The 26,580-nt window shown below is 61.8% G+C and carries 24 protein-coding genes and 1 pseudogene; 16 read left to right on the forward strand and 9 right to left on the reverse strand.

Annotated features, from left to right (window positions below):
• Positions 1-94: 94 nt before the first annotated feature.
• The 3 genes from M0746_RS00640 to M0746_RS00650 all read left to right on the forward strand — a co-directional run bounded on the left by M0746_RS00640 (position 95) and on the right by M0746_RS00650 (position 4,145).
• A complete protein-coding gene (locus M0746_RS00640; protein ID WP_258447915.1) occupies positions 95-1,744 on the forward strand; it encodes an acyl-CoA dehydrogenase family protein in 1,650 nt (549 codons plus the stop codon).
• A 192-nt stretch (positions 1,745-1,936) separates the two neighbouring features.
• Positions 1,937-3,436, forward strand: a complete 1,500-nt coding sequence (amn, locus tag M0746_RS00645; RefSeq protein WP_208939649.1) for an AMP nucleosidase — start codon at positions 1,937-1,939, stop codon at positions 3,434-3,436.
• Positions 3,437-3,509: 73 nt separating this feature from the next.
• The gene (locus M0746_RS00650; protein WP_258447916.1) at positions 3,510-4,145 is read left to right on the forward strand and encodes a pseudouridine synthase; all 636 of its coding nucleotides are present in this window, start codon (positions 3,510-3,512) and stop codon (positions 4,143-4,145) included.
• On the opposite strand, the gene M0746_RS00655 is transcribed toward M0746_RS00650, so the two are convergent.
• Positions 4,140-4,349 carry a DUF2788 domain-containing protein gene (locus M0746_RS00655; RefSeq protein WP_007909655.1) on the reverse strand — a complete coding sequence of 70 codons (210 nt, stop codon included), beginning with the start codon at positions 4,347-4,349 and terminating at the stop codon, positions 4,140-4,142. The genes M0746_RS00650 and M0746_RS00655 overlap by 6 nt on opposite strands.
• A 296-nt stretch (positions 4,350-4,645) precedes the next feature.
• Positions 4,646-5,125, reverse strand: coding sequence for an Lrp/AsnC family transcriptional regulator (locus M0746_RS00660; RefSeq protein WP_007909658.1), 480 nt, complete (start codon positions 5,123-5,125; stop codon positions 4,646-4,648).
• A 451-nt stretch (positions 5,126-5,576) separates the two neighbouring features.
• On the opposite strand from M0746_RS00660, the gene M0746_RS00665 reads away from it, so the two are divergent.
• Positions 5,577-6,614 carry a DUF6515 family protein gene (locus M0746_RS00665; protein WP_258447917.1) on the forward strand — a complete coding sequence of 346 codons (1,038 nt, stop codon included), beginning with the start codon at positions 5,577-5,579 and terminating at the stop codon, positions 6,612-6,614.
• A 41-nt stretch (positions 6,615-6,655) separates the two neighbouring features.
• Here M0746_RS00665 and M0746_RS00670 read toward each other — a convergent pair whose 3' ends face one another.
• Complete coding sequence (locus M0746_RS00670; protein ID WP_258447918.1) at positions 6,656-7,543, reverse strand: cation diffusion facilitator family transporter; 888 nt, start codon at positions 7,541-7,543, stop codon at positions 6,656-6,658.
• A gap of 12 nt (positions 7,544-7,555) precedes the next feature.
• Positions 7,556-7,975, reverse strand: coding sequence for a polyribonucleotide nucleotidyltransferase (locus M0746_RS00675; RefSeq protein WP_258447919.1), 420 nt, complete (start codon positions 7,973-7,975; stop codon positions 7,556-7,558).
• 101 nt (positions 7,976-8,076) lie between these two features.
• On the opposite strand from M0746_RS00675, the gene hrpB reads away from it, so the two are divergent.
• The 3 genes from hrpB to M0746_RS00690 all read left to right on the forward strand — a co-directional run bounded on the left by hrpB (position 8,077) and on the right by M0746_RS00690 (position 11,736).
• A complete protein-coding gene (gene hrpB, locus M0746_RS00680; RefSeq protein WP_258447920.1) occupies positions 8,077-10,596 on the forward strand; it encodes an ATP-dependent helicase HrpB in 2,520 nt (839 codons plus the stop codon).
• Positions 10,597-10,724: 128 nt separating this feature from the next.
• A complete protein-coding gene (locus tag M0746_RS00685; protein ID WP_258447921.1) occupies positions 10,725-11,297 on the forward strand; it encodes a hypothetical protein in 573 nt (190 codons plus the stop codon).
• Positions 11,298-11,310: 13 nt separating this feature from the next.
• Positions 11,311-11,736 carry a hypothetical protein gene (locus M0746_RS00690; protein ID WP_258447922.1) on the forward strand — a complete coding sequence of 142 codons (426 nt, stop codon included), beginning with the start codon at positions 11,311-11,313 and terminating at the stop codon, positions 11,734-11,736.
• Here the strand turns inward: M0746_RS00690 and M0746_RS00695 are convergent.
• Positions 11,715-12,643, reverse strand: a pseudogene (locus M0746_RS00695) (LysR family transcriptional regulator). The gene M0746_RS00690 and the pseudogene M0746_RS00695 sit on opposite strands and share 22 nt — an antisense overlap.
• Positions 12,644-12,863: 220 nt before the next feature.
• On the opposite strand from M0746_RS00695, the gene M0746_RS00700 reads away from it, so the two are divergent.
• From M0746_RS00700 to M0746_RS00715, 4 genes are all read left to right on the forward strand, one after another.
• The gene (locus M0746_RS00700) at positions 12,864-14,354 is read left to right on the forward strand and encodes an aldehyde dehydrogenase (protein WP_258447923.1); all 1,491 of its coding nucleotides are present in this window, start codon (positions 12,864-12,866) and stop codon (positions 14,352-14,354) included.
• A gap of 491 nt (positions 14,355-14,845) precedes the next feature.
• Positions 14,846-15,832: an ABC transporter substrate-binding protein gene (locus M0746_RS00705; protein WP_258447924.1), complete on the forward strand. Its 987-nt coding sequence runs from the start codon at positions 14,846-14,848 to the stop codon at positions 15,830-15,832.
• A gap of 10 nt (positions 15,833-15,842) precedes the next feature.
• The gene (locus M0746_RS00710; RefSeq protein WP_208939660.1) at positions 15,843-16,646 is read left to right on the forward strand and encodes an ABC transporter permease; all 804 of its coding nucleotides are present in this window, start codon (positions 15,843-15,845) and stop codon (positions 16,644-16,646) included.
• Positions 16,634-17,479: an ABC transporter ATP-binding protein gene (locus M0746_RS00715; RefSeq protein WP_258447925.1), complete on the forward strand. Its 846-nt coding sequence runs from the start codon at positions 16,634-16,636 to the stop codon at positions 17,477-17,479. Before M0746_RS00710 ends, M0746_RS00715 begins: the two co-directional genes overlap by 13 nt.
• 116 nt (positions 17,480-17,595) lie before the next feature.
• Here M0746_RS00715 and M0746_RS00720 read toward each other — a convergent pair whose 3' ends face one another.
• The 3 genes from M0746_RS00720 to M0746_RS00730 form a co-directional block, all read right to left on the reverse strand.
• On the reverse strand, positions 17,596-18,516 hold the full coding sequence (locus M0746_RS00720) for a hypothetical protein (RefSeq protein ID WP_258447926.1): 921 nt from the start codon (positions 18,514-18,516) through the stop codon (positions 17,596-17,598).
• Positions 18,517-18,571: 55 nt separating this feature from the next.
• Positions 18,572-19,651: an endonuclease/exonuclease/phosphatase family protein gene (locus M0746_RS00725; protein WP_258447927.1), complete on the reverse strand. Its 1,080-nt coding sequence runs from the start codon at positions 19,649-19,651 to the stop codon at positions 18,572-18,574.
• Between the two features lie 75 nt (positions 19,652-19,726).
• Positions 19,727-20,401: a YciC family protein gene (locus tag M0746_RS00730; protein ID WP_208939664.1), complete on the reverse strand. Its 675-nt coding sequence runs from the start codon at positions 20,399-20,401 to the stop codon at positions 19,727-19,729.
• Between the two features lie 177 nt (positions 20,402-20,578).
• Between M0746_RS00730 and M0746_RS00735 the strand changes: the two genes are divergently transcribed.
• From M0746_RS00735 to M0746_RS00755, 5 genes are all read left to right on the forward strand, one after another.
• A complete protein-coding gene (locus tag M0746_RS00735) occupies positions 20,579-21,340 on the forward strand; it encodes a DUF2076 domain-containing protein (protein ID WP_258447928.1) in 762 nt (253 codons plus the stop codon).
• A 138-nt stretch (positions 21,341-21,478) separates the two neighbouring features.
• The gene (locus M0746_RS00740; RefSeq protein ID WP_007949802.1) at positions 21,479-21,958 is read left to right on the forward strand and encodes a LabA-like NYN domain-containing protein; all 480 of its coding nucleotides are present in this window, start codon (positions 21,479-21,481) and stop codon (positions 21,956-21,958) included.
• A gap of 35 nt (positions 21,959-21,993) precedes the next feature.
• A complete protein-coding gene (locus M0746_RS00745) occupies positions 21,994-22,599 on the forward strand; it encodes a 3'-5' exonuclease (protein ID WP_258447929.1) in 606 nt (201 codons plus the stop codon).
• Between the two features lie 271 nt (positions 22,600-22,870).
• Positions 22,871-23,806 (forward strand): drug/metabolite exporter YedA, encoded by a 936-nt coding sequence (gene yedA, locus M0746_RS00750; protein ID WP_203419590.1) that lies wholly within the window; start codon positions 22,871-22,873, stop codon positions 23,804-23,806.
• A gap of 52 nt (positions 23,807-23,858) precedes the next feature.
• Positions 23,859-25,199, forward strand: a complete 1,341-nt coding sequence (locus tag M0746_RS00755) for a DEAD/DEAH box helicase (RefSeq protein WP_258447930.1) — start codon at positions 23,859-23,861, stop codon at positions 25,197-25,199.
• Between the two features lie 69 nt (positions 25,200-25,268).
• On the opposite strand, the gene M0746_RS00760 is transcribed toward M0746_RS00755, so the two are convergent.
• On the reverse strand, positions 25,269-26,516 hold the full coding sequence (locus tag M0746_RS00760) for a TIGR03862 family flavoprotein (RefSeq protein ID WP_258447931.1): 1,248 nt from the start codon (positions 26,514-26,516) through the stop codon (positions 25,269-25,271).
• Positions 26,517-26,580: the final 64 nt, after the last annotated feature.

Here is a 26,580-nt window from a genome sequence, read left to right on the forward strand (position 1 = left end):
GGGTAAAAGCGCCGCAAATTCGGCGGATATGCCACTTTGATCGGCATGGGGGCGGTGCTTAACTGACCTTCTGCCGAATCAAGGAGCCGCCGCGATGAACCTGCACCAGTTCGCCGAAACCCACGAAGTCACCAACCAGCCACCGTCGCTGGACGGCATCAATCTGTACCGCATCGACCTGCCGTTGCAGGAATGGTCGCGCCGGTTTGGCGCCGGCTGGGCCGAGTCGCGGATCGATGCCTACGGGGCGCTCGCCGGTGGCCCGCTGATGGAGGCTGGCTTCTTGGCCAACCAGAACAAACCGGTATTTGCCAGCCATGACCGCTATGGTCATCGCATCGATCTGGTGGAGTTTCACCCGGCGTATCACCAGTTGATGCGCAGTGCGATCGAACACGGTCTTACCTCATTACCTTGGGCTCATCCGCAGGACGGAGCCCATGTCGCGCGCGCTTCGATGACTTATCTGCACAGCCAGGCCGAGGCCGGCAGCGGTTGCCCGTTGACCATGACCTTTGCCAGCGTGCCGGCCCTGCGTTTGCAGCCGGACCTGGCCGAACAATGGCTGCCGAAGGTCCTCGCTACCGAATACGACCCACGCAACGTCGGCATGGCGCACAAGGCCGGCGTGACCATCGGCATGGCGATGACCGAGAAGCAGGGTGGCACCGATGTGCGCGCTAACACCACCAAGGCTTATCCGGTCGGCGCCAGCGGCCCGGGCCAGGCGTATGAACTGGTCGGGCACAAGTGGTTCTGCTCGGCACCGATGTGCGATGCCTTCCTCACGCTGGCGCAGACCGACAAGGGCTTGAGCTGCTTTCTGCTGCCGCGCCATCGCCCGGACGACACGCGCAATCAGTTCTACATCCAGCGTCTGAAAAACAAACTCGGCAATCAGTCCAACGCCTCCAGCGAAGTCGAATTTCGTGGCGCGCTGGCGTGGATGATCGGTGAAGAAGGGCGCGGCGTGCCGACCATCATCGAGATGGTGGCGATGACCCGTTTCGATTGCATGGTCGGTTCCAGCTCGCTGATGCGCCAGGCGCTGACCCAGGCCAGCCATCACTGCGCGCACCGCAGGGTTGGCGGCAAGCTGCTCAGCGAACAGCCGTTGATGCAGAACGTGTTGGCCGATCTGGCGCTGGAAAGCGAAGCCGCGCTGGCGCTCAGTTTGCGTATGGGCAAGGCGCTCGATCATCTCGATGATCGCCACGAAGCGCAGTTTGCGCGGCTGGTCACGGCGGTGGGCAAATACTGGATCTGCAAGCGCGCGCCGGGAATGATCAACGAAGCCGCCGAATGCATGGGCGGTGCCGGTTATGTCGAGGACAGCATTCTGCCGCGGCTGTACCGTGAAGCGCCGGTGAATTCGACGTGGGAAGGCTCTGGCAACGTGCAGTGCCTCGACGTGTTGCGCGCGTTGTCGAAAGAGCCGGGTGTGCTGGATGTGTTGTTCAGCGAACTCGGTGATGGCCATGGCGACCAGCGTCTGGCCGCGCATATCCAGCAGTTGCAGGCGCAGTTCAAGGACACCAGTGACATTCAGTATCGGGCGCGGCAGTTGACCGAAGATATCGCCCTCGGTTTGCAGGCGAAATTGTTGCTTGAGGCCGGAAACTCGGCGGTCAGCGATGCGTTCATTGCCAGCCGTTTGGGCAGCGGCGGCCGAGCCTACGGCGCGTTGCCGCGTGGGCTGGATGTCGAGGCGATCGTCGCGCGCTCGACTCCGCAGCTTTTCTGACCTCAATTTTGCCGACACCACAAAACCCTGTGGGAGCTGGCTTGCCAGCGATGGCGGTCTGTCAGTCAACATCGATGTTGAATGTGACGGCCTCATCGCTGGCAAGCCAGCTCCCACAGGGATTCGCTTCGCCTGAAAGAATTGGCTGCACCCACAACGCCACTGTTCCCGTGACGCGACGATGCAGGCAAGATGAAGCTCTGCAAGTCAGAACACAGGAAGCTGATCGTGACCGAAGCGTTTATTGTCGTTCAAACCGCCGAACAAGCCGTGGATCGTCTGGCTGAGCTGCATGAGCGGGCCACCACTGCGCTGAATTCGGCGCTCAAGCGTTACCTCAAGGACCGCGTCGAACCCGACGCCGCACAGCGTGCCCTGTTTCGTTATCCCGAACTGCGTCTGACCTATCACTGCCAGGGTGAAGTCCCGCAGACCACTCGCGCCTACGCCAAGGTGCAGTTGCCCGGCACGTACAGCGTCACCGTCACTCACCCGGCGGCATTTCGCAAATACCTGCTCGAACAGCTGACGCCGTTGATGCACGACTTCACCGTGACCGTCGAAGTCGGCGTCAGCCAGCAGAACATTCCGTACCCGTACGTGGTCGAGCAGGGCGATGAGCTGGCCGGTTCCGGCGTTACCGCTGCGGTACTGGCGCGGGTGTTTCCGAGTACCGACCTGTCCGCGGCCACCGATGGCATCGCCGACGGTCTCTACGATTGGGAAAACACCGATCCGCTGCCGCTGGCGCTGTTCGACGCCGCGCGCGTGGATTTCTCGCTGCGCCGTCTGGTGCATTACACCGGCAGTGACTGGCGCCATGTGCAGCCGTGGATCCTGCTGACCAACTATCACCGCTACGTTGACCAGTTCATCGTTCATGGCCTGGAGCAACTGCGCAACGATCCGCGTTTCGTGCGCATGGTTCTGCCGGGCAACGTGATCATCGAGAAGGGCATGGACCACGGCGAAGCCTCGGCCATCGCCGCCGGTGTGGTCTGGCACCGTTACCAGATGCCGGCCTATCACCTGATTGCCAACGATGGCCACGGCGTGACGCTGGTCAACATCGGCGTCGGCCCGTCCAACGCCAAGAACATCACCGACCACCTCGCCGTGCTGCGTCCGCATTGCTGGCTGATGATCGGCCACTGCGGCGGCCTGCGTCAGTCGCAGACCATCGGCGATTACGTGCTGGCCCACGCGTATATGCGTCGCGACGGCATTCTCGACCGCGTGGTGCCGCCGAATATCCCGATCCCGGCACTGGCCGAAGTGCAGTTGGCGCTGCAGCAGGCAGCAGCGAACGTCACCGGCGAGAAAGGCGACGACCTGAAAAAACGCCTGCGCACCGGCACCGTGCTGACCTACGACGACCGCAACTGGGAACTGCGCTGGGCCCAGGAACGGCCGTTGATCAACCTGTCCCGCGCGGTTGCCGTGGACATGGAAAGCGGCACCATCGCCGCGCAGGGTTACCGGTTGCGGGTGCCGTACGGCACGTTGCTCTGCGTCTCGGACAAACCGCTGCACAGCGAAATCAAGCTGCCGGGTTCGGCCAACGCCTTCTATGAGCGCGCGGTCAGCCAGCACTTGAAGATCGGCATCGAAGCGGTGGATCTGCTGCGCACCGAACTCAACTCGCTGCACTCGCGCAAACTGCGCAGCTTCGACGAGCCGCCGTTCCGTTAACGCTTAGTCGTGGTCATTTGGTGGTCGGGGCACTAGCATTGTCAGCCCTGATCGCTAAATGTTTTCTCTTCTTATGTCCCGTCCTACTCGACCACCTTCCCGCCGCCCTGGCGTGAAGCCTCAATCGTCCTCGCCGCGCCGTGTTGCCAAGGCACCACCGGCCGAGCCGAAACTGATCCTGTTCAACAAACCGTTCGATGTGCTGACGCAGTTCAGCGACGGTGAGGGGCGGGCGACGCTCAAGGATTACATCGATGTGCCCGGCATTTACCCGGCCGGACGCCTGGATCGTGACAGCGAAGGTTTGTTGCTGCTGACCAATGATGGCCAGTTGCAGGCGCGCATTGCTGATCCGAAACACAAACTGGCGAAGACTTATTGGGTGCAGGTCGAAGGCGTGCCGACTGCCGAGCAGTTGCAGCGTTTGCGTGAAGGTGTCGAGTTGAACGACGGCGTGACCTTGCCCGCCGAAGCCCGGCAGCTGGACGAGCCGGACCTGTGGCCGCGCAATCCACCGGTACGCTTTCGCATGACCGTGCCGACTTCGTGGCTGGAACTGGTGATTCGCGAAGGGCGCAATCGTCAGGTACGGCGCATGACCGCTGCGGTCGGTTTGCCGACGTTGCGTCTGGTGCGCGTGAGAATTGGTGACTGGACGCTCGATGGGCTCGATCAGGGCCAGTGGAAAGAAGTGCCGGCGCGCTTATAGGGCGCCGGATTCGATCAGGCCGATCACCACACTCTTGATGATGAACGCGGCCACGCCCAGGCCCAGCACGAAAAACAGAATGAACGAGCCAAAGCGCCCGGCCTTGGACTTCTTCGCCAGATCCCAGACGATGAAACCCATGAAAATGATCAGGATGCTGACCAGGCCGGTCATCATCCATTCTTCTAACAGTGCTGGATCCATTGGGTTTCTCCGGCGCGCATGGGGCAAAAAGGGCGCGGCGAGTATACGCCAAGGTGTGCGGGGTGGCATTGATCTGGGTCTGATCTGGAACTGTTGCCCTCACCCTGGCCCTCTCCCGGAGGGAGAGGGGACTGACCGAGGTGTCTGGCGTCATACATCGACCTGAAATATCGAGTCGATTATGGATTCACAGCAGAACGTCTAGGTCGGCGTACATCTTGAGCAACCCTCGGTCGGCTCCCTCTCCCTCCGGGAGAGGGCTGGGCGGGCGGCGTTCCGATGAGGGTAGCTTTTGATCAACTGCGCAAATGAGTCAGCGGCAATTCAGTACTGTTCAAAACCTGATTCAGCACAAAACTCGACCGAACACTTGTAACCCCCTCGATGCGGGTCAAATGCCCCAACAGCAACTTCTGATAGTGATCCATATCCGGCACCACCACCTTCAACTGGTAATCCGCATCCACGCCCGTCACCAGACTGCACTCCAGCACTTGCGGCAACGTGCGAATCGCCGCTTCGAAATTCTCGAAACGCTCCGGTGTGTGCCGGTCCATGCCGATCAGCACATAGGCCGTCAGGCTCAGCCCGAGCATCTTGCGATCGAGCAGCGCAACCTGGCGCGAGATGTAGCCGTCGTCTTCCAGTTGCTTGACCCGACGCGAGCAAGGCGAGGGCGACAGACCGATGCGCTCGGCCAGTTCCTGGTTGGAGATGCGGGCGTCGCGTTGCAATTCCGCCAAAATGCTCAGGTCGTAACGGTCGAGTTTGCTCATCAATCTGTCCTTGGCTGTAACTATTGCGGCGGATTATCTATCCAGGGTTAAAAATTGCGCAAGTGGTGTTTATTTGAGCAATCTTCGCAATCCTCTGTCGCGGTGTCCGGCCTATTCTTATCACCAGAATCACTGCTCGGTAACACAGTCCACGCGGCCCGCCCAATCCGGCCCGCCGCGGCCGCCACCCCCACCGGGGTTGTGTCGGCCCCCGAGCTGCACACTGTCCAGAAGACGGCGTGAGGTGAGCCGACGTCAAAAGCGTCGAGCCAGGACGCAGTTCTCTAAAAGGGAGGCCGACGGGTCTCCCTTTTTTCTTGCTGGCGATTTCATCTTGCCGCCTCAATAAATAAGTCGCGCGACTGATAACCTGTCGCAGAACCCGGTGCGCCTGTTGCGAGTCTTAGCAACAGGCCCTCCCAATGACAGGCTCCCCACAGTGAGGAACAACATGAATTCGCGCATCTGGCGTTTGGCCGGTGTTGGTTTGCTGTGTGTGAGTGTCAGTGCGCAAGCGCTTGCCGACGAGCCACAGAATCGTGGGCCCGATGGCGACGGTCGTGGCCAGCAGCATCAGGGCAACGGCCAGGGTCGTGGCGGTGATCAACGCGGGCCGGGCAATGCGCCGCAGAACCAGGCGCGGCCGCAGAACAACGAAATCATTCGTGGCGACAACAGTCGCCAGTTCGAGCACAACGGCAATGACCACGGTTGGCAGAATCGCGACCAGAACCGCCCGGCGTACAACCCTAATCCGGTGCGTCAGCCACCACCGCCGCCGCAACTGCCCGCCAACAGTCTGCCGATCCAGCCGCGTCCCGACACCGTGCGCCAGACCCAGGAACCGCGTCAGGGTTACTACCGCGACGAACGCCCGCAAAACGGTTACCACAATCAGCAATGGCAGACCGACAACCGGCCCAATGACAACCGCTGGCCGGGACGTCCGAACGGGCATGGCAACGGTTGGGGCCCGGGGCCGCAATATCGCCCGGGACATGTGATCGACCGATTCCCGGATCGCGATTACCGCGTGCCGTATCGGGGTCAGGATTATTTCTATTCCGGTGGTTACTGGTATCGCCCGCAAGGCCCACGCTACATCGTCGTGCAGCCGCCGCGCGGGATTCGCATCCAGTATTTGCCGGATTATGCCCGCGAAGTGTGGATCGGCGGCTCGCTGCTGTTCCTCGCCGCCGGCTCCTATTACGCCTATCAGGAAGCGACGCAAGATTACGTCGTGGTCGAGCCGCCGGCACAGCAACCGCCGCAACCACAGGCGCAAGGCTATGACGTCGAAGCCTACCCGGCCAACGGCCAATCGCCGGAGCAGGTCCAGCAGGACGGCTACCAGTGCTACCAATATGCGGTGCAGCAAAGCGGCTTCGACCCGCGCACCGCGACCTACCAACCGGCGCCTGAAGTGGTTCAGGCGTACCGCCAGGCCCAGGGCAACTGCCTGAGCAGTCGCGGCTACCAAGTCAGATAGGGGCAGCTACAAGCTACAAGCTACAAGCTACAAGCTTGAAGCTAATAGCTTGTGGGCGCTTTTGCGGGGTCTGCGTGCACCAGCACTTCGGCCCGTGGGTAGGCCTTGTGAATGGCGTCGGCGGCTTGATCGCTGATGCCGTGAGCGACTGACAGCGTCAACTCTCCCGGCAACTCCAGATGCAACTGCACGAACCAGTGGTTGCCGGAGATGCGCGTGCGCAAGTCATGCGCGCCCAGCACGCCCGGCACGCTGCACGCCAGTTCGAGCATGTGCTGGCTGACGTCGGTCGGCAGTTCCTCGTCCATCAACACGGAAAAACTCTCGCGGGCGATCTGAATCGCGCTCCACAGGATGTACGCAGCAATGCCCAGGCCGAACCACGCATCCAGTTGCTCGAAGCCAAACCCGGCCAGCACCAGCGCCAGCAGGATGCTGCCGTTGAGCAGCATGTCCGAGCGATAGTGCAGGGAGTCGGCGCGTACGGCGTTGGAGCCGGTCTGCTTGATCACCCGGTGTTGCAATATCAGCAACGCCGCGGTCAGCAGCAACGAGAACACGATCACGCCGATGCTCAGCCAGGGCGCACCGAGTGGCTGCGGCGTCTGCAAGCGTTCGTAGGCCTGAAACGCGATCAGCAGCGCACTGCCGCCGATGAACAACGCTTGCGCCATGCCCGCCAGCGATTCGGCTTTGCCGTGGCCGTAACGGTGGTCGTCATCCGCCGGGCGCAGGGCGTAATGCACCGCGAGCAGATTGAGCATCGAGGTGACGCCATCCAGCGCCGAGTCGGTGAGGCCGGCGAGCATGCTCACCGAACCGCTGAGCCACCAGGCGATGGCTTTGGCGATGATCAGCGTGCACGCCACCGCCACCGAGGCGCGGGTCGCCAGCCGCAGCAGGCGGGCGTGTTCGGGGCTGGAGGTCATCGATCTTCCTTTTTATGCCGCAGGTTGCAGGCCGAACATCGCCAGTTGCTGGGTGCTGCCCTTGTGCTGGATCAGGCGCGGGTCGTCGAGTGGGAAGTCTCTGCCCAACTCGCTTTCGAGAATCGCCTGCAACTTGTGCTTGTCGACCTGACCGTCCGCGCCGATGGCTTGCTTGAGCCTGGCCGGATCGACCTGCGCGGTGTGGCCCGGTTCGAAATAGATCGCGCCGGTAGCGAAGTCGACGGCGAACGCGATCAGCCCGGGGATGATGTAGAACAGCAGGCCGACAGCATCGAGCGCGGCAATTGCCGGGTCGATCTTGCCGTCGATCTGGCCGCGACGGTCCGGGTAGAAAATCGACCCGCACGCAGTGATCTGCGTGAGCAGGGTAGCGACCAGAACACCGCCAATCAGGCGAAAAGGTAAGCGCATGGAAATGTCTCCTGAGAGCTGAACAATAACGGCTACTGTTTTGAGTTCAGACTACGCCAAACAGTTCGCCGTTATACTCGCCGATCTGTTTGGGAGCCAGCATGATTTCTTTGCCGATCGACGTTGTTTTACCCGCCCTGCGTGAAGCCCTCGCGTCACGCCACGAAGCCGTGCTCGAAGCGCCGCCCGGCGCCGGTAAAACCACCCGCGTGCCGCTGGCCTTGCTGGATGAAGTGTGGCTCGCCGGGCAGACCATTCTGATGCTTGAGCCGCGCCGCCTGGCCGCGCGTGCCGCTGCAGAACGTCTGGCCAGCGAGCTGGGCGAGCAGGTCGGGGAAACCGTCGGTTACCGCATTCGTCTGGACAGCAAGGTCGGCCCGAAGACGCGCATCGAAGTGGTCACCGAAGGCATTCTCACCCGCCGTCTGCAGGATGACCCGGCGCTGGAAGGCGTGGGTCTGCTGATTTTCGATGAGTTTCACGAACGCAGCCTCGACGCCGATCTGGCGCTGGCCCTGAGTCTGAACGGTCGCGAGCTGTTTCGCGCTGAACAGCCGCTGAAGATTCTGCTGATGTCGGCCACGCTCGAAGGCGAGCGTCTGGCCGGGTTGCTCGATGACGCGCCGATCCTGCGCAGCGAAGGGCGCATGTATCCGGTGACGATGCGCTGGGGCCGGCCGTTTCAGCCTGGCGAGTACGTCGATCAGCGCGTCACGCAAACCGTGCTCGAAGCGCTCAACGATGAAACCGGCAGCCTGCTGGTGTTCCTGCCGGGGCAGGCGGAAATCCGTCGCGTGCATCAGCAATTGGCCGACGCCATCGGCTCGCGCAGCGATGTGTTGCTCTGCCCGCTGCACGGCGAACTTGACCTCAATGCCCAGCGTGCAGCGATCGACCCGGCGCCGGCCGGTCAGCGCAAAGTGGTGCTGGCAACCAACATCGCCGAGACCAGCCTGACCATCAATGGCGTGCGTGTGGTGATCGATGCCGGGCTGGCGCGGGTGCCGCGTTTCGATCCCGGCAGCGGCATGACCCGCCTCGACACCCAGCGCATTTCCAAGGCCAGCGCCACCCAGCGTGCCGGCCGCGCCGGGCGACTCGAGCCGGGTGTTTGCTACCGCTTGTGGTCGCAGGATCAGCACGAACAACTCGCCGCTTACGGCAGTGCCGAAATTCTCTCGGCGGACCTCGCCAGCCTCGCCCTGCAACTGGGCCGCTGGGGCGTAACACCGAATGAACTGGTGTGGCTGGATGTGCCACCTGCGGCGGCGTATGCCCAGGCGCAGGATCTGTTGCAGCGCCTCGGTGCGCTGGAAGGCGAGGCGCTGACCTCGCACGGTCAGGCCATGGCCGAACTGCCGGCACATCCGCGGATCGGCCATTTGCTGTTGCGCGGTCAGGCGTTGGGCCTGGCGAACATGGCCTGCGATGTAGCGGCGCTGCTCGGCGAGCGCGATATCTTGCGTGGCGCCGGCGCGGATTTGCATAGTCGGTTGGCCTTGCTTTCGGGTGAAGAGCGTGCGGCGCGTGGTGCGCAGGGCGGGGTGCAGCGGGCACGGCAACTGGCGCGGCAATATCGCAGTTACCTGCGCGGCAAGGCCAGCACGCCGGTCAGCGATCCCGAGCACCCGCGCTGGCTCGGTGGGTTGCTGGCGTTGGCCTACCCGGATCGCGTCGCCCAGCAACGGCGTGCCGGTGGCGCGGAATATCGTCTGGCCAATGGTCGCGCCGCGCTGTTCGCCGAAGCCGACAGCCTGATGAAACAGCCGTGGATCGTCATCGCTGACCTTGGTAGCCGCCAGGGCCAGCGCGAGGAGCGGATTTATCTGGCGGCGGATTTTGATCCGGCGCTGTTCGACTCGGTACTGGCCGAACAGGTGCGCTTTGTCGATCAACTGGACTGGGACGAGCGCGAAGGCGTGCTGCGTGCCGAGCGTCAGCGCAAGGTCGGCGAGCTGATCCTCAGCCGCGAACCGCTAACCGGTCTGGATGAAAATGCGCGCAGTCAGGCGCTGGTCAATCTGGTCCGACGCAAAGGTCTCGAGCTGTTGCCGTGGACCCCGGAACTGCGCCAGTGGCAGGCACGGGTGGCGCTGCTGCGCCAGCTCGATCTAAATCATCAGGACGACAGCCAGTGGCCGGATGTCAGTGACGCAACGCTGCTCGACACTCTGGAAGACTGGCTGATGCCGTATCTGGGCAAAGTCTCGCGACTCAGCCATTTTGCCAACCTCGACCTGTCGAGCATCGTGCGCAATCTGCTGCCGTGGCCGCTGCCGCAAAAGCTCGACGAGCTGGCGCCGCACCATTTGAGCGTGCCGTCGGGCTCGTCGATTCGCCTGGATTACAGCGAGTCTCCGCCGATTCTCGCGGTGCGCTTGCAAGAGCTGTTCGGCCTCGCCGATACACCGCGAATTGCCGGCGGGCGGCAAGTGGTCAAGCTGCATCTGCTGTCGCCGGCGCGGCGCCCGGTGCAGGTCACTCAGGATCTGGCCAACTTCTGGCGCAGTACTTATGCCGAGGTGAAAAAGGATCTGAAGGGCCGCTATCCGAAACATTATTGGCCGGACGACCCCTTGGTCGCCGAAGCCACGGCGCGGGCAAAACCTCGGGGCACTTGACCGGGATGGCAGCGCGCCATTAGCCCATCCGTGCTAATTGCCCTTGTTTGTGCAGGCTCGCAAAATCGCGGCCTGAACAATAACAAGTGTTGCTGCCTGCAACTTGTGCCCAAGGAACGGAACTGCCCATGTCATCTTTCTTCAAGTTCAAGAAGTTGTTCTTCTTGTCGGCTGCGCTGCTGGCCGCCTCCAGTTCGGCAATCGCCGAAGAGCCTAATGCGATTGGCGACTGGTGGATCATTTACGGCAACGGCGTTGCCCAAAAAAACATCATGTACGTGGCGGACGCGACGTCGGTGGTGCCTTCGGAAAAAACCAAAGGCGCGACCATGGTCGCGGTCACCCTGGTCTACGAAGAACCGGGCAAACCGATGATCGACGTCTACAACCTCGAAGCCCAGTGCTCTACGGGCAAGGTGCGTTTTATCAACGGCCAGTCCATCGAGCGTCTCGCTTACACCATGCGTCATCTGAAAGTTGCCAATCAATGGCAGACCCCGAAAGAGTTCTGGATTCAGCAGGCGCTGAAGTTTGCCTGCGAACCGGGCAGTCGCGCTAAAAACGACATGGCTGCCGTGGGCAAGATGGAATACCTGCAGATGATCGAGATGCTCCAGCAGATGTTCTTCAAGCTCGCGCCGATTCAGCAAAAGAGCCAGATGATGGACAACATCGACAGCCTCCTCGAACTGAAAAAATAAGCCGGGACTTCACATGACTTGCACACGCTTATTGCTGACAGCCCTGTTGGCGGGATTGTTCTTGACCGGCTGTTCGACCATTGCGCAAAGCCGTTGGGAAGGGCGCGATGCGCAGGAGGCACTGGATCTGTTCGGCACGCCCGATTCAATGCAAAAGGAGATCGGCCCCAACGGCGAACCCTTGGCCGTGCTGACCTGGTACAAGTCGGCGAGCTGGACCACCACCGAAGCGGCCGGGACCTCAATGACCCATACCGGTAATGGCATGGTGTACACCGAACACTATCAACAGGTCGGCCACAGTTCCGATTGCAAATTGCAGGCAAAGATCAACCAGCAAAAGAAGATCGCGCAGTTTCTGATCGAAGATGGACGGATCCTGCATGGCAAGTGCACCAATGTCAGGTATGTCCCCGGTTATATTCCGCCCGGAATGTGAGCGGTCTTCGCGGTCAGTTGTTCGCGGCAATAGTCGGCGAACAACTGCGCCGGTTTGGTCAGTTGCCCACGCTTGAGCCAGGCGGCGACCAGACCTGAACCGGTGACGTCTTCGACAATGTCCACGCACGCGACTTTCTTGCCGTCGTAGGTGCATTCCGAATGGGGTCTGGTCACCAGGATCGAGAAGCCGAAACCCTGACCGACCATGCCGCGCACCATCTCGATCGACGGCGAGCTGAATTCGATGCGCGGGGTCAGGCCGAGTTCTTCGAACAGGCTGACGAAGTAGGTGCGGCTCGGTTGCACGTCGAGCAGGATCATCGGGTCGAGGCACAGGTCGCGCAGTGAAACCTGCTTGTACTGGGCGAAACGATGATCGGCCGGCAACAGTGCATAGGGCCGTTGCGCCGGCATCAGCGGTTCGGTCTGAATGGTCGCGTCGAGTTCGTGTTCGTAGAGAATCACCAGATCGAACGCGCCCGAGGTCAGGCCCTGCACCAGCTCCTGTTGCTCGCCGTCGCGGATGCGGATTTTCACCCCGGATACAGCGCCGAGAACCCGGCGATCAGTTGCGGCAGGTACAGCGGCGCCACCGTTTCGAAACAGCCGATGTCGATCTGCCCGGCGACTATGTCGTTGTCGGCGAGGGCGTTCTGTTCGAACTCCTTGGCCATGCGCAGCAGTTCCTGAGCCTTGCGCAGAAAGCGTGCGCCACTCGGCGTGAGGGAAACCCCTTGCGCGTGATGGCGGATCAGCAGTTGTACGGCGAAGCTGTCTTCCAGTGCCTTGATGGCGGTGGAAATCGCCGGCTGGGCGATGTACAGCTTGCGCGAAGCCTCGGCAACGCTGCCGCATTCGACGGTGGTGATGAAGTATTTCAACTGACGCAGATTGTAAGCGGCCACAACAAACCTCTGAACGAGCGGACTCGACTTCCAAGCAATTTGTGCGCCGCCACGTCCGTTGCGCGACGATGTTCTTGTGCTTCAACCATAGCCGCTCGCGGTTCATTTGGGCGAAGTGATTGCCCAGCGTTTTTATTGCCTGCGAAGATATTTTTACTGGTTTTAGCCCGCGCGGGCCTGCGCGACCATCGAGGCAAATCCCGCTCAAGGAGTCTGCGTCGTGTTCGAACTCGCACAGTGGCAGCGCCGCGCCGTTGCATTGAAATTTCCCGATCAGGCCGTGATCGACGGCCGACCTTGCCCGGCCCGGTCGGGGCAGACGTTTGCTGCGATCAACCCGGCGACCGGTGAGTGTCTGGCCCATGTCGCCGCCTGTGGCGAGGCGGATGTCGACGCGGCGGTGCGCAATGCGCGGCAGGTGTTCAACGCCGGCGTCTGGTCGCAACGGCCGCCGACGGAGCGCAAGCAGGTGTTGCTGCGCCTGGCCGATCTGCTGCTTGAGCACCGTGAAGAACTGGCCCTGCTCGACTCGCTGAACATGGGCAAACCGGTGATGGACGCCTACAACATCGACGTGCCGGGCGCCGCCGGCGTGTTTCGCTGGTACGCCGAAAGCCTCGACAAACTGTACGACCAGATCGCCCCGAGTGCGCCCAACGTGCTGGCGACCATCACCCGCGAAGCGCTCGGCGTGGTGGCGGCCGTGGTGCCGTGGAATTTCCCGTTGGACATGGCCGCGTGGAAGCTGGCGCCGGCGCTGGCGGCGGGTAACTCGGTGATTCTCAAACCGGCCGAGCAGTCACCGTTTTCGGCGTTGCGCCTGGCCGCACTGGCGCTGGAAGCGGGGTTGCCGCCAGGTGTGCTCAACGTGCTGCCGGGGCTTGGCGAGCAGGCCGGCAAGGCCTTGGGTTTGCACAATGATGTCGATTGCCTGGTGTTCACCGGTTCGACGCAGGTCGGCAAATATTTCATGCAGTACGCTGCACAATCGAACCTCAAGCAGGTGTGGCTGGAGTGCGGTGGCAAGAGTGCCAATCTGGTATTCGCCGATTGTCAGGATCTGGATCTGGCGGCGGAGAAAGCCGCCTTCGGCATCTTCTTCAATCAGGGCGAAGTGTGCTCGGCCAACTCGCGGTTGCTGGTGCAACGCTCGATTCATGACGAGTTCGTCGCGCGCCTCAAGGCCCAGGCCGAGCAATGGCTGCCGGGTGATCCGCTCGACCCGCAGAGCCGTGCCGGCGCGATTGTCGACGATCGGCAGACCGCCAGCATCCTGCGCAGCATTGGCGATGCCGAGCAGGCGGGGGCGACGCGGGTGTGTGGCGGCCGGCAGCGGCGGATCAACGGCTCGGACAATTTCATTGAGCCAACGATTTTCACCGGAGTCACGGCCGACATGCCGCTGTTTCGCGAGGAGGTCTTCGGCCCGGTGCTGGCGGTGTTGCCGTTCGATGACGAGGCCGAGGCGATTCGGCTGGCCAACGACAGCGACTATGCACTCGCCGCGTCGCTGTGGACCGATGACCTCAATCGGGCGCATCGCGTCGCACGGCAATTGCGCGCGGGCACGGTGTCGGTCAACACCGTCGATGCGCTGGATGTGACCGTGCCGTTCGGCGGCGGCAAACAGTCGGGTTTCGGCCGCGACCTGTCGCTGCATTCGTTCGACAAATACACCCAACTGAAAACCACTTGGTTTCAATTGCGCTGACACCGCGTCCGCCCCGTTCGCGAGCAGGCTCGCACAGGGATATTCGGTATTACATGGGCCACTGTGGGAGCGAGCTTGCTCGCGAAAGCGCTGTGTCAGTTGGAGAAATCTGACTGACCCACCGCCATCGCTGGCAAGCCAGCTCCCACAGGTTTCAGTGGTGTTCACACCAAATGGGTGCGACGCAGACTCTTGTGGGAGCTGGCCTGCCAGCCAAGACAATCCAGCCAGCACTGAAAATTCCCGATCTGCACCCACCTTGCGCATCCCCGCCATCCCCGCCCTTTAGCAGTGCGCACTACCCAGTTTTTTCATCATTTGCAGCCAACAATTTCCTGATTTTCCTCACCGCGCACATGGGCCACCATCGATCTTGCCCGACCGAAGTTGCCCGCCCAAGTGTCCGTCAGAGACCAATGGCAGCCACTGCCCAACGGCCGGCGCGCGTACTGCCCATGACAAAACTAAATCAACAGCGTCGGGAGTGCTCCATGATCAAGTCCTTGTGTATTCGTCTTTCTCATCCTTTGGCAATCACCGCCCTCGCGGCTTCAGTCGCGAGCGGCGCGCAGGCCGGCACGCTGTCGATCGGCCACACCACGTGGGTCGGTTACGGCACGCTGTATCTGGCGCGGGACCTCGGCTACTTCAAGGAAAACGGCTTGAGCGTCGAGCTGCCGGTGGTCGAAGAGGCTTCGATGTACATGGCCGCGCAAGCGTCCGGGCAACTGTCCGGCTCGGCCTCGACCATCGATGAAGTGCTCAAGTACCGTCCGCAGTTCTGCTTCAAGGCGGTCGCGGCATTGGACGACAGTCACGGCGGCGACGGCGTGCTGGTTGGCAAGGACGTCAACAGCTTGCAGGAACTCAAGGGTAAGTCCGTGGCGGTCAACGAAGGCTCGACTTCGCAATTCTGGCTGTCGTATCTGCTGAAGAAAAACGGCATGAGCATGAGCGACATCACCGTGCAGAACATGACCGCCGACGACGCCGCCACCGCGTTCATCGCCGGTCGCGTGCCGGCTGCGGTGACCTGGGAGCCGCACCTGTCGATGGTGCGTAACAAGCAGCAGGGCAAGGTGTTGATCGACAGCAGCAGCACGCCCGGGGTGATCGTCGATGTGGTGGCGCTCAACTGCACGGTGATCGAGAAACAGCCGGACGACGTCAAGGCGTTGGTCGCCGGTTTGTACAAAGCGGTGCAGTACACCAAGGATCATCCCGAAGACGCCTACAGGATCATGGCCAAAGGCGTTGGCGGTTACCTCTCCGATCCAAAGGAACTGGCCGCCGCCGCGCAAGGCGTGCGGTTCTACGATCAGGCCATGAGTGAGCAATTGTTCGGCGCGCCGGGCCAACCGGGCGATAGCGCGGCGCTGATCAAACTGGCCAACGAGACTGCCAGTGAATTGCAGGGCAAACCCTACAACGTCAGCAACGACGACCTGATCGACAACCGCTTCGTCAGCCCGCGCTAGGAGTGCTGTCATGTTCAAGCGCAAATCATGGCTGAGCCGCTGCCTGACGCCAAAAACCGCCTTGCCGGTGCAATTGGTGTGGAGCGCCAGCGGCCTGGCCTGGGTCTTGTTGGTCGGCCTGTGGGCCGGGTTGTCCTACGGCGGCATCGTGCCGGGCATGTTTCTGCCGACACCCGGAGCGGTAGTCGAAGCCGCCGTACGCCTGAGCCGCGACGGCACCCTGGGCCAGCATGTCTGGGCCAGCGTCGAAGTGGTGATGGTCGGTTTTATCCTGTCATCGCTGGTGGCAGTGCCGCTGGGCTTGCTGATGGGCAGCTTTCGCATCGTTCAGGCGTTTCTCGAACCGCTGGTGAATTTCATTCGCTATTTGCCTGTGACCTCGTTCGTGCCGTTGTTCATTTTGTGGATCGGCATCGGTCTGGAGCAGCGCGTGTCGGTGATCATTTTCGGCGTGTTCTTTCAGCAACTGGTGATGATCGCTGACGTCTCGAAAGGCATTTCCAAAGACCTGATCAACGCCTCGTACACCTTGGGCTCGAGCCGCCGCGACGCGGTATTGCATGTGATCGCACCGGCCTCGGTGCCGGGCGTGCTCGACACCTTGCGCGTCACCATGGGCTGGGCCTGGACCTATCTGGTCGTGGCTGAGCTGGTCGCCGCGTCCAGCGGTCTGGGTTATCTGAGCCTGAAAGCCATGCGCGGTTTTCAGGTCGATGTGATTTTCCTCGCCATCGCGATCATCGGCCTGCTCGGGCTGGTTACCGATCAACTGTTTCGCTTTCTCCGTTTGAGGGTTGCCGCATGGGCTCAGTGACTGCTGCCAATCATCGTTTCATCGAACCCGTTGCGGCCACCGCGCAAGCGGCTCCAAGGTTGCAGGTCGACAAGGTCAGCCTGCGCTATGAAAAGCCTGACGGCGGTATCTTCACCGCGCTGGAAGCAGTCTCGTTCGACGTGCCGGACCAGCAGTTCGCCGTGCTGGTCGGGCCGTCGGGTTGCGGCAAATCGAGCCTGTTGTACCTGACCGCGGGCCTGGCCGAGCCGACCTCCGGCGAGATCTACGTCGGCGGCCAGCAAGTGCAGGGGCCTGGGGCTGATCGCGGCATGGTCTTTCAGAGCTACACGCTGTTTCCGTGGCTGACCGTGCGCCAGAACGTCGAGTTCGGCCTCAAGCGTCGCGGCATGCCGGCGGCGCGGCGCAAGGAAATCGTCGACTACTACGTCAATGAAGTGGGGCTGAGCGGATTCGCCGACAACTACGCCAAACAGCTGTCGGGCGGGATGATGCAGCGGGTGGCGATCGCCCGGGCGCTGGCCAACGACCCGCAGATCCTGCTGATGGACGAACCCTTCGGCGCGCTCGACAGCCAGACGCGTTTGCAGATGCAGCAGCTGTTGCTGCGGGTCTGGGGCCACAGCAAGAAAACCGTGCTGTTCGTCACCCACGATATCGACGAAGCGATCCTGCTCGGCGACCGCGTCTATGTCATGGGCGCGAAACCCGGGCGGATCAAACAGATTCTCGACGTACCGATCGATCGCCCGCGCTCGCTGGACATGGTCATGGAGCGCTCGTTCATCGACATGAAGCGGCAGATCTTCGGCCTGCTGCACGATGATCTGGAAGAAGTGCACCGAGCCGAATGACACACCGTACCTGTGGGAGCGAGCCTGCTCGCGAAGACTTTTGTCATATGGTGGGTGCGCTGACAGACAGGACGCTTTCGCGAGCAGGCTCGCTCCCACACAGGGCAAAGAAACTTTCAGCCCGATGCAAAAACCGTCTCGACCCAGCCCTGCAACGTGTACTTGCGGTAGACGTGCTCGGGCACATCGACATACGGCTCGCTGATGAAGCTTTGCGGAATCTGTGGATCGGCCTCGTCGATCACCAGAATGTTCGCCGGGTTGTAGAAGTCATAGTCGACCACGCCGGGGTTGGTGGTGATGACCTTCTTGCGCGCGGCCATGGCTTCGAAAAAACGGAAGCTCAACCCGGCCTGACCTGGTTTGGCGATGTCGAGAATGATCCGCGAGCGCTTGACCAGCGCACCGACCGTATCCAGTGGCAGACGTTGCTCGAAAAACGTGATCCCCGGGTGCGCGCCCGGGATCGGTTTGCACTGCACCAGAAACTTGTAGTCGCTGACGCCAAGCCGATCAAACGCCCGCGCGAGGCCTTCAAGCGCCGGAACGCGGTCTTTGCCAGCCATGACCACGAAGGCGCTGTAGTCGCCGTCGTCAGCGTCCGCGTCGTAGTCGTCGTAAATGAAATTGTGCAGTTTTTTCAGGCCGTATTGCTGCGCGTTCTGCGGATCGAACGAGAACACCTCGTCGTACCCGGCAAGTTGTTCCCGGGTCATCGGCCATCGGCTGAAACTGTCATAGAGGTAGGCGATCTTGCGCGAGGATGCGTTCAGGCCGATAGCCAAATGCTCTGGGTCTATTTGTGCCGGGTTGATAACGAGGGCAACGTCAAACGGCCCGTGTGCCTCTACTGCCTTTTTGAACTGGCGTAATTTGGCCCAGCGTCTGAGCGGGCGGCGCAGAATTTTCGGCGCCCGGTTGAACGCATCGGCCATCAACGCCGTATCGATGAAGCACACAGCGTTCTCGGCCCGTAAATGATCTGCCAGCTTGCGCGCATAACCGCCAATGTCCTTGCATACCAATAAGATTTTCATGGCTTTCCATGTCGTGAATTCGGGGCCTTCGACTACAGCGGTCGCGCGGTGGCGGCTAAGGCGCGGCGGGTAACAGAAAGCGCGCGATCACCGGCAAATGATCGGAAATGCGCAACGTATCGTCCTGGCGCACCCGCGCTTCGAGCCGTTTGATCTTCGGGCTGTAGAACAGGTAGTCGACGGTACGGTCCGGGCCGTTCAGGCCGGGATCGTTGGGATAATGGGTCAGCCACTTGGCGCGGTCGATGCCGCCAGCTTCATTGTTGGTGGGAATCATCGGGTACTTGTCCCACAGCAGATGCAACTCGCTGTCGGCCGAGTAGGGCGTGCGCTGCTCGGTTGGGAGGCGCCGGTACTGGCCCAGCGGCAGCAGATTGAAGTCGCCGCCAATCAGCCACGGCAAGCCCTGGCTTTCGTACTTGTCGAGCACCTTGGCCACCGCGCTCACTTGCGCCTGCAAGGTCGCGTCCGGTTGGCTGGCGTGTTCCAGATGGGTATTGAAGACGGTCAATTGCCCGCCATCGCTCAGCGGCAGTTTGCTGGCCAGCAAGGCATCCCTGGGCTGGAACTGGCGGCTGATGAGATTCGCGTCGGCGACCGGCAACTGCAGGCGTTCGGCGTGTTCGATGCGATAGCGGCTGAGGGTCGCCAATTGCCGGCCAACACTGCCGAAAATCTGCGGCTCGGGGACGAAGTCGGCTTTCCAGTCGAACGCGCTGACGCTGCACGGATACAGATCGGCGACCCGTTCCTGCAACAGTTTGAGCTGGTTCTGGTAGTCGCTGGCCTTGGCGCCGTCGTCGAGTTCCTGCAGCAGCACCACGTCGGGCTGCTCATCGCGGATCACCCGCGCCACTTCATCGAGGCTGAACGCCATGTCTTCGGCAGTCGGTGCTTCGTCTTTGCCTTGGGCCAGGTCGTTCCAGAACACATAACGCTTGCCGGCCAGGTATTGCACGTTCCAGGTCATGACCTTCAGCGCCTGGCCCGGCACCAGTGTCGGGGCCGTTGCGGTGCAACTGACCGGCAGGGTTTCTCGGGCGTCGGGGCGCCAGGTCAGGCTGAAGATCAGCGCGCCTGTCACCACGATGGCCAGTACAACGAACAACAACGAGTAGCGCAGTAGACGGGTCATGGCTCGGCTTATAGCGTTACAGAAAGTGGCCCCGAGCATACCTGACGGGCGGCGCGAAGCCCAAGCGCTGCGCGGTCAGATCGTTCCGTCACGCTTGTCAGGCAATTCGCTGATCAGCATGAACAGGCGGAACAGGACGACACTGGTGAACAGTTGCAGGAAGCTGTGAGCGCTGTCGATCAGCACCGCGATCAGCGGATTTTGCGGCTCGGGATAAACCGCCAGCGTTGCGCCTTTGAGCAGCCACAGCGGGGTCATCACGCAAAGAATGCACAGCAGGATTCGCCAGAAATGCCCACGCGTCAGGCGCAGGCTTTCCTTCATCGCCTGCAACGGGCCCAGACCGCGCAGCACCAGCAGATACTCGCCGAACGCGAGCATGACCATCAGCATCAGGCCCGGCAGGAAGTACAACGACAGGCCAAGCAGAATCAGCAAGGTGTTGAGTGCGGTCAGCAGGGCGAAGCGCGGCCACAGGGTCGCCGCCATCGCCAGCAGGTCGCGGTTGCGCGGCGACTCGCCACGGCTGCGGGCATCGAGAAACAGGATCAGTGCCGCGGTGTACAACGGGTAAACCAGCAGACCGACGATGATGCTGACCCCGGCGAAGGTGTCCGGCCCGCTGGCGTGATCGACCGCCTGCTGCAAGAAAGCTTCGACGATCACCAGCGGCAGGCACAACTGCACGATGCTGCCCAGATGGCGTTTGAAAAAATACAAAGAGTCGCGCAGTACTTCGAGGGCATTCATCAGTCGGTATCGCAGGTCGAAAACAGTGGCTCACTTTAACCGATGCAACGCGGGGCGACACAAACGTAAACATTCGGTAAAGGTCATTGAAACGTTTTGTCACTGTCTCCATTACAGGAGGGCACCACGCCCAGAGTGGGCGAGGGCATGTTATTACCGGCAATCTACGAGGTCGCCATGAACAGCGAAGAGCAAACCCTGATCGATGGACTGTTTTCCCGGCTGCAACAGGCCGAAACGGAGGCAGCCCCGCGTGACGCCCAGGCCGAGGCGCGGATCAAGGAACACCTGACGCGCCAGCCGGCGGCAGGCTATTTCATGACCCAGGCGATTCTGGTGCAAGAGGCGGCGCTCAAGAGCCTCAACGAACAGAACCAGCAACTGACTCAGCAGGTGCAGCGCTTGCAGGCCGAGTTGCAGTCAGCCAAGGCGCAAGGTGCCGCCCCGGCAGCGAGCGCTGGCGGTGGCTTTCTGTCGAGCATCTTTGGCGGCGGCAGTTCGCGCCCGGCGCCGACGCAAAATCCCGCCCCGGCATCCACGGGTGGCTGGCGCGAACCGGCGCCGCAGCAGAGCTTCCAGGCACCAGCGCCACAACAGAACTTCGGCGCAGCGCCGCCCAACTATGCGCAACAAGCTGCGCCTGCGGCAGGCAACAGCTTCCTCGGTGGCGCGCTGAAAACCGCCGCCGGTGTGGCCGGCGGCGTGATGCTCGCGCAGGGCATCAGCAGCCTGTTTCATCACAACCAGCAACCGGAAGAAATCGTTGAGGTGATCAAGGAAGAGCCGGCGCAGGTCGCCGACCAGAGCAACAACGGCTGGGGCGATGAGCAGCGCGTGGCGGACAACGGTTACTCGGGCAATGACCAGGGCGGTTTCAGCGACGCCGATTACAGCAGTGACAATTCGTCATTCTTCGATGACGACGACTCCTTCGTCTGATTCACCATTCGTCCGGAGCCCTGCGGGGCTTCGGGCCGATTATTCGCGGAACCCTCCTTCGGGCTGGCATACTGAGCGCCTTTTTCGGGCCCTGGGCCTGATCCCGCTTCGTGCGCGTGCGCACCCACAGGAACTCCGGTGAAAAAAATCGCAGTGTTCGCCGACGTGCAGAACCTCTACTACACCGTGCGTCAGGCCTATGGTTGCCATTTCAACTACGCCGCGTTGTGGGCCGATATCAGCAAGGACGGGCAGATTGTCGAGGCCTACGCCTACGCAATCGATCGCGGCGACAGCAAGCAGCAGCAATTTCAGCAGATCCTGCGCAACCTCGGTTTCACCGTGAAACTCAAGCCCTACATCCAGCGCAGCGACGGCTCGGCCAAGGGTGACTGGGACGTGGGCATCACCCTCGACATCATGGACGCCGCCGACCACGTCGACGAAATCGTCCTGGCGTCCGGTGACGGCGATTTCGACATGCTGCTCGAACGCATCATCAGCAAACACGGCGTGCAGGCAGTGGCTTATGGCGTACCCGGCCTGACCGCCAACTCGCTGATCCGCGCCGCCAGCCGCTACGTGCCGATCGAAGGCGCGTTGCTGCTGAAGAATTAAGCTCAAGCATTGATTTGAACGGAGTTGAACCCGGTTTGGAACGCATTGCAGTCATCGACTTTGAAACCACTGGCCTTTCGCCGAACAGCAACTGCCGTGCCACGGAAATCGCTGTGGTCATGCTGGAAAACGGCCGCATCGTCGAGCGTTATCAAAGCCTGATGAACGCCGGTGTGCGCGTCCCGGCGTTTATCGAACAACTGACCGGTATCAGCAACGCCATGCTGCGCAGCGCGCCGCCCGCCGAGCGGGTGATGGAAGAGGTCAACGAATTTGTCGGCTGCACGCCACTGCTGGCGCACAACGCCTCGTTCGACCAGAAGTTCTGGGACTTTGAACTGGGACGAATCAAACGCACCCGCTTGCAGAACTTTGCCTGCTCGTTGCTACTGGCACGGCGCTTGATGCCGGCTGCGCCGAATCACAAACTCGGCACCCTCACCACTTTCGCCAGCCTGCCACACACCGGCCAGGCTCACCGGGCCATGGCAGACGCCGAAATGGCGGCCAACCTGATGGCGCATCTGGCCGACGAGTTGCGGCACAAGCACGGCGTGCGCGAGCTGAACCATGACCTGCTGTGCAAATTGCAGAAAGTCCCCGCTGCCAAGGTCAACGAACACTTGCTGCGCTACCGCTGATCCGGGGCACAACCACTGATCGTTCCCACGCTCTGCGTGGGAATGCAGCCCGGGACGCTCCGCGTCCCTTTCAAAGCCGAACGCGGAGCGTCCGTTGAGGCATTCCTTTGCTGCGCGTGGGAACGATCCAATTCCATGGGAGCGAGCCTCATGGTGCTCAGCTGCTTTCATGCAAAAGTGTACCGGCGCGATAAACAGGTTTTGTAACTTATTTTTACTGGCGCGCCTTTCTAGAATACTCAATTTCCTGACACTGACCGTCGAGCTGCCCATGCCTGCCCTGCGCCGTTTTTCCTTGCCTTTGATCGCCGCATTTTTTGCGTTGTATGTGATCTGGGGATCGACCTATCTGGTGATCCGCATCGGCGTTGAATACTGGCCGCCGCTGATGCTGGGTGGGGTGCGCTTCGTGATTGCCGGCACGTTGATGTACGCCTTTCTGCGCTGGCGCGGTGCGCCGGCGCCGACCTGGGCGCAGTGGAAGGCGGCGGGGCTGATCGGGATTTTGCTGCTCAGTTTCGGTAACGGCGCGGTGAGCGTGGCCGAGCACACCGGTGTGGCTTCCGGCGTGGCGGCGCTGGCGGTGGCGACGGTGCCGCTGTTCACCTTGTTGTTCGGCTATTTCTGGGGCGCGCGCAACACCCGTCTCGAGTGGGCCGGGGTAGCGTTGGGGATTATCGGCATCGCCATGCTCAACATGGGCTCCAACCTGCAATCCAGCCCGCTGGGCGCCGCATTGTTGATTTTCGCTGCGGCGACCTGGGCGTTCGGTTCGGTGTGGAGTAAATATCTGCCGTTGCCGCAGGGGGCCATGGCCAGCGCGGTGGAAATGCTGGTCGGCGGTGTCGTGCTGCTGATCGGCAGCGCGGTGAGCGGTGAACACCTGCAAGCGCTGCCGCCGGTCGAAGGCTGGCTGGCGCTGGCCTACCTGATTTTCTTCGGCTCGATCATCGCCTTCAATTCCTACATGTACCTGCTCAAGCATGTGCGCCCGGCGGCGGCGACCAGTTATGCCTACGTCAACCCGGCGGTAGCCGTGTTGCTGGGGATCGTGTTTGTCGGCGAGACCATTGGTATCGAAGAAGCGCTGGCGATGCTGGTGATCATCAGCGCCGTATTGCTGATCAGCCTGCCGCAGTGGCGTCGGCCGAAACAAGTACCGGTCGAGGAGGCGCAAGCCGATCCGACGGAAGCGCGGACGAATTAGGGTAAACTGCGCGGCATTGCATCCCCGCGTCATTTTTTCCTACGGTACTCCCATGACTTTCGCCTCCCTTGGCCTGATCGAACCCTTGCTGCGCTCCCTCGAGACGCTCGGCTACCAGACCCCGACGCCGGTGCAGGCGCAAGCCATTCCGGCCGTGCTGGCCGGTCGCGACCTGATGGCGGCGGCCCAGACCGGCACCGGCAAAACCGCCGGTTTCGCCTTGCCACTGCTGCAGTTGCTGGCCATGGAAGGGCCGAAAGTCACCGCCAACTCGGCGCGTGCGCTGATTCTGGTGCCGACCCGCGAACTGGCCGAACAGGTTCACGAAGCCGTGCGCCAGTACGCGGAAAATCTGCCGCTGCGCACTTATGCGGTGTACGGCGGTGTCAGCATCAACCCGCAGATGATGAAGCTGCGCGGCGGCGTCGATGTGCTGGTCGCCACGCCCGGTCGCTTGATCGACCTGTTCCGCCAGAACGCGCTGAAGCTCAATCAGCTGCAAACGCTGGTGCTGGATGAAGCCGACCGTATGCTCGACCTGGGCTTCTCTGAAGAACTGGCGAACATCTACCGCATGCTGCCGAAAAAGCGCCAGACCCTGCTGTTCTCCGCAACCTTCTCCGATGACATCCGCCTGCTGGCCGGGCAGATGCTCAACGATCCGCTAACCGTCGAAGTCAGCCCGCGCAACGTGGCGGCCAACACGGTCAAGCAATGGATCGTCACGGTGGACAAGAAGCGCAAGGCCGAACTGTTCGTGCACCTGATGCGCAAGAACAAGTGGAAGCAAGTGCTGGTGTTCGCCAAGACCCGCAACGGTGTCGATGCGCTGGTGGAAAAACTCCAGGGCCTGGGCGTCAACGCCGACGGTATCCATGGCGACAAACCACAGGCGACCCGCCAGCGTGCGCTGGACCGGTTCAAGCTCAGCGAAGTGCAGATTCTGGTCGCGACCGACGTCGCTGCCCGTGGTCTGGACATTGAGGATTTGCCGCTGGTGGTGAACTTCGATCTGCCGATCGTCGCCGAGGATTACATTCACCGCATCGGCCGGACTGGCCGCGCAGGTGCTACCGGTGAGGCGATCTCGCTGGTGTGTGCCGACGAAGTGAACATGCTCTCGGCCATCGAAATGCTCACGCGCCAGACCTTGAAGCGCCAGAACGAACCGGATTTTGAGCCGGAGCACTGCGTACCGGACACCGATGCCAGCGGTCAGGTGATCAAGAAGCCGAAGAAACCGAAAAAGCCAAAAGCGTCGGGCGGTGGCGGTGGTAAACGCAATCTGGGCAAGTGGGTGGACAGCGGTGATACGCAAGCGCCGGAGCCGTCGATCAAGCCAGTGCGCAAGGTGCCGGTGTTCAATACCGGGCCGCGCAAGCGTAAGCCTTAAAAGCAGCTTCGAGTGGCAAGCTGCAAGCTGCAAGTTAGAAGCGCTTTGCTTTGGCTTGCAGCTTGCGGCTCAAAGCTTGCCGCTGCTTTTAAGCCATTGCAGCATTCCCAACCCAGCCGCCCGTCCACTGGCAAAGCACCCGGTCAGCAAATACCCTCCGGTCGGCGCTTCCCAATCAAGCATTTCGCCCGCACAAAACACCCCCGGCAGCGCCTTGAGCATCAAGCGCTCGTCCATCGCCTCGAATTTCACGCCGCCGGCGCTGCTGATCGCTTCGTCCAGCGGCCGGGTTTTAACCAGGGTCAGCGGCAGCGCTTTGATCGCCCGTGCCAACAGCGCTGGATCGGCGAACGTCTCGGCATCGGTCAACTCACGCAACAACGCTGCTTTCACCCCATCAATGCCGACCTGACTGTGCAGATGCTTGGCCATCGAGCGCGAGCCGCGTGGTTTGCTCAGCGCCATCTGTAATTTATCCACAGGGCGTCCGGGCAGCAGATCGATGTGGATAACCGCTGCGCCATAGCGATTGATTGCCTCACGGATCGGCGCCGACAGGGCATAGATCAGGCTGCCTTCGATGCCGGTTGCGGTGATCACGCATTCGCCCAAGCGCGGCACATCGTCGTCCAGGCCGATAGCGATGTTCTTCAGCGGCGCACCGGCGAATTTGCTCACCATCAATTCGCTCCAGGCCTGTACCTCGAAGCCGCAATTACTCGGCTGCAACGGCGCCAGATCGACGCCGCGCTGCTCCAGCGGCAACATCCAGGCGCCATCCGAGCCCAGGCGCGACCAACTGCCGCCGCCGAGGGCCAGCAAGGTAGCGTCGGGGCTGACGCGGATTTCGCCGTCCGGGCTGTCGATGCGCAAGGCGCCGTGTTCATCCCAGCCGAGCCAGCGGTGACGGGTGTGGATAACCACACCGCTGTCGCGCAGCCGCTTGAGCCAGGCGCGCAGCAGCGGGGCGGCTTTCATGTCGGTGGGAAATACGCGGCCGGAGCTGCCGATGAAGGTTTCGATGCCCAGCGCATGAATCCACTGGCACAACGCATCAGCGTCAAAACCGCGCAGCAGCGGGGCGATGTGCGGTGCGCGTTCGGCGTAGCGCGAGAGGAAGGCCGGGTAAGGTTCGGAGTGGGTGATGTTCATGCCGCCGACCCCGGCCAGCAGGAATTTACGCCCCACCGAAGGCATGCCGTCATACAAATCCACGCGGATGCCGGCCTGGCTCAGCACTTCGGCGGCCATCAGGCCGGCGGGGCCACCGCCGATGATGGCGACGCGAGCAGTAATCGGGGCGGAGTTCTGGGTCATGGGCGGTGCGCTGCGGTATGGCGGGATGAGGCGCGCATTCTACCAGCGCCGCTCCTTGTGGTAG

The sequence above is a fragment of the Pseudomonas sp. S11P7 genome (assembly GCF_023195435.1).
In the GTDB taxonomy this organism is placed as follows: Bacteria; Pseudomonadota; Gammaproteobacteria; order Pseudomonadales; family Pseudomonadaceae; genus Aquipseudomonas; species Aquipseudomonas fluorescens_G.

Bases quoted from the DNA above. Each gene is read 5' to 3' on its own strand.
- M0746_RS00705 (WP_258447924.1), top strand. From the start codon at position 14,846: ATGATCAAGTCCTTGTGTATTCGTCTTTCTCATCCTTTGGCAATCACC.
- M0746_RS00760 (WP_258447931.1), bottom strand. From the start codon at position 26,516: ATGACCCAGAACTCCGCCCCGATTACTGCTCGCGTCGCCATCATCGGC.
- M0746_RS00755 (WP_258447930.1), top strand. From the start codon at position 23,859: ATGACTTTCGCCTCCCTTGGCCTGATCGAACCCTTGCTGCGCTCCCTC.
- M0746_RS00685 (WP_258447921.1), top strand. From the start codon at position 10,725: ATGTCATCTTTCTTCAAGTTCAAGAAGTTGTTCTTCTTGTCGGCTGCG.
- M0746_RS00725 (WP_258447927.1), bottom strand. From the start codon at position 19,651: ATGACCCGTCTACTGCGCTACTCGTTGTTGTTCGTTGTACTGGCCATC.
- M0746_RS00690 (WP_258447922.1), top strand. From the start codon at position 11,311: ATGACTTGCACACGCTTATTGCTGACAGCCCTGTTGGCGGGATTGTTC.
- M0746_RS00640 (WP_258447915.1), top strand. From the start codon at position 95: ATGAACCTGCACCAGTTCGCCGAAACCCACGAAGTCACCAACCAGCCA.
- M0746_RS00655 (WP_007909655.1), bottom strand. From the start codon at position 4,349: ATGGATCCAGCACTGTTAGAAGAATGGATGATGACCGGCCTGGTCAGC.
- M0746_RS00660 (WP_007909658.1), bottom strand. From the start codon at position 5,125: ATGAGCAAACTCGACCGTTACGACCTGAGCATTTTGGCGGAATTGCAA.
- M0746_RS00650 (WP_258447916.1), top strand. From the start codon at position 3,510: ATGTCCCGTCCTACTCGACCACCTTCCCGCCGCCCTGGCGTGAAGCCT.
- M0746_RS00710 (WP_208939660.1), top strand. From the start codon at position 15,843: ATGTTCAAGCGCAAATCATGGCTGAGCCGCTGCCTGACGCCAAAAACC.
- yedA (WP_203419590.1), top strand. From the start codon at position 22,871: ATGCCTGCCCTGCGCCGTTTTTCCTTGCCTTTGATCGCCGCATTTTTT.
- M0746_RS00670 (WP_258447918.1), bottom strand. From the start codon at position 7,543: ATGACCTCCAGCCCCGAACACGCCCGCCTGCTGCGGCTGGCGACCCGC.
- M0746_RS00720 (WP_258447926.1), bottom strand. From the start codon at position 18,516: ATGAAAATCTTATTGGTATGCAAGGACATTGGCGGTTATGCGCGCAAG.
- M0746_RS00730 (WP_208939664.1), bottom strand. From the start codon at position 20,401: ATGAATGCCCTCGAAGTACTGCGCGACTCTTTGTATTTTTTCAAACGC.
- M0746_RS00715 (WP_258447925.1), top strand. From the start codon at position 16,634: ATGGGCTCAGTGACTGCTGCCAATCATCGTTTCATCGAACCCGTTGCG.
- hrpB (WP_258447920.1), top strand. From the start codon at position 8,077: ATGATTTCTTTGCCGATCGACGTTGTTTTACCCGCCCTGCGTGAAGCC.
- M0746_RS00665 (WP_258447917.1), top strand. From the start codon at position 5,577: ATGAATTCGCGCATCTGGCGTTTGGCCGGTGTTGGTTTGCTGTGTGTG.
- M0746_RS00735 (WP_258447928.1), top strand. From the start codon at position 20,579: ATGAACAGCGAAGAGCAAACCCTGATCGATGGACTGTTTTCCCGGCTG.
- M0746_RS00675 (WP_258447919.1), bottom strand. From the start codon at position 7,975: ATGCGCTTACCTTTTCGCCTGATTGGCGGTGTTCTGGTCGCTACCCTG.
- amn (WP_208939649.1), top strand. From the start codon at position 1,937: ATGAAGCTCTGCAAGTCAGAACACAGGAAGCTGATCGTGACCGAAGCG.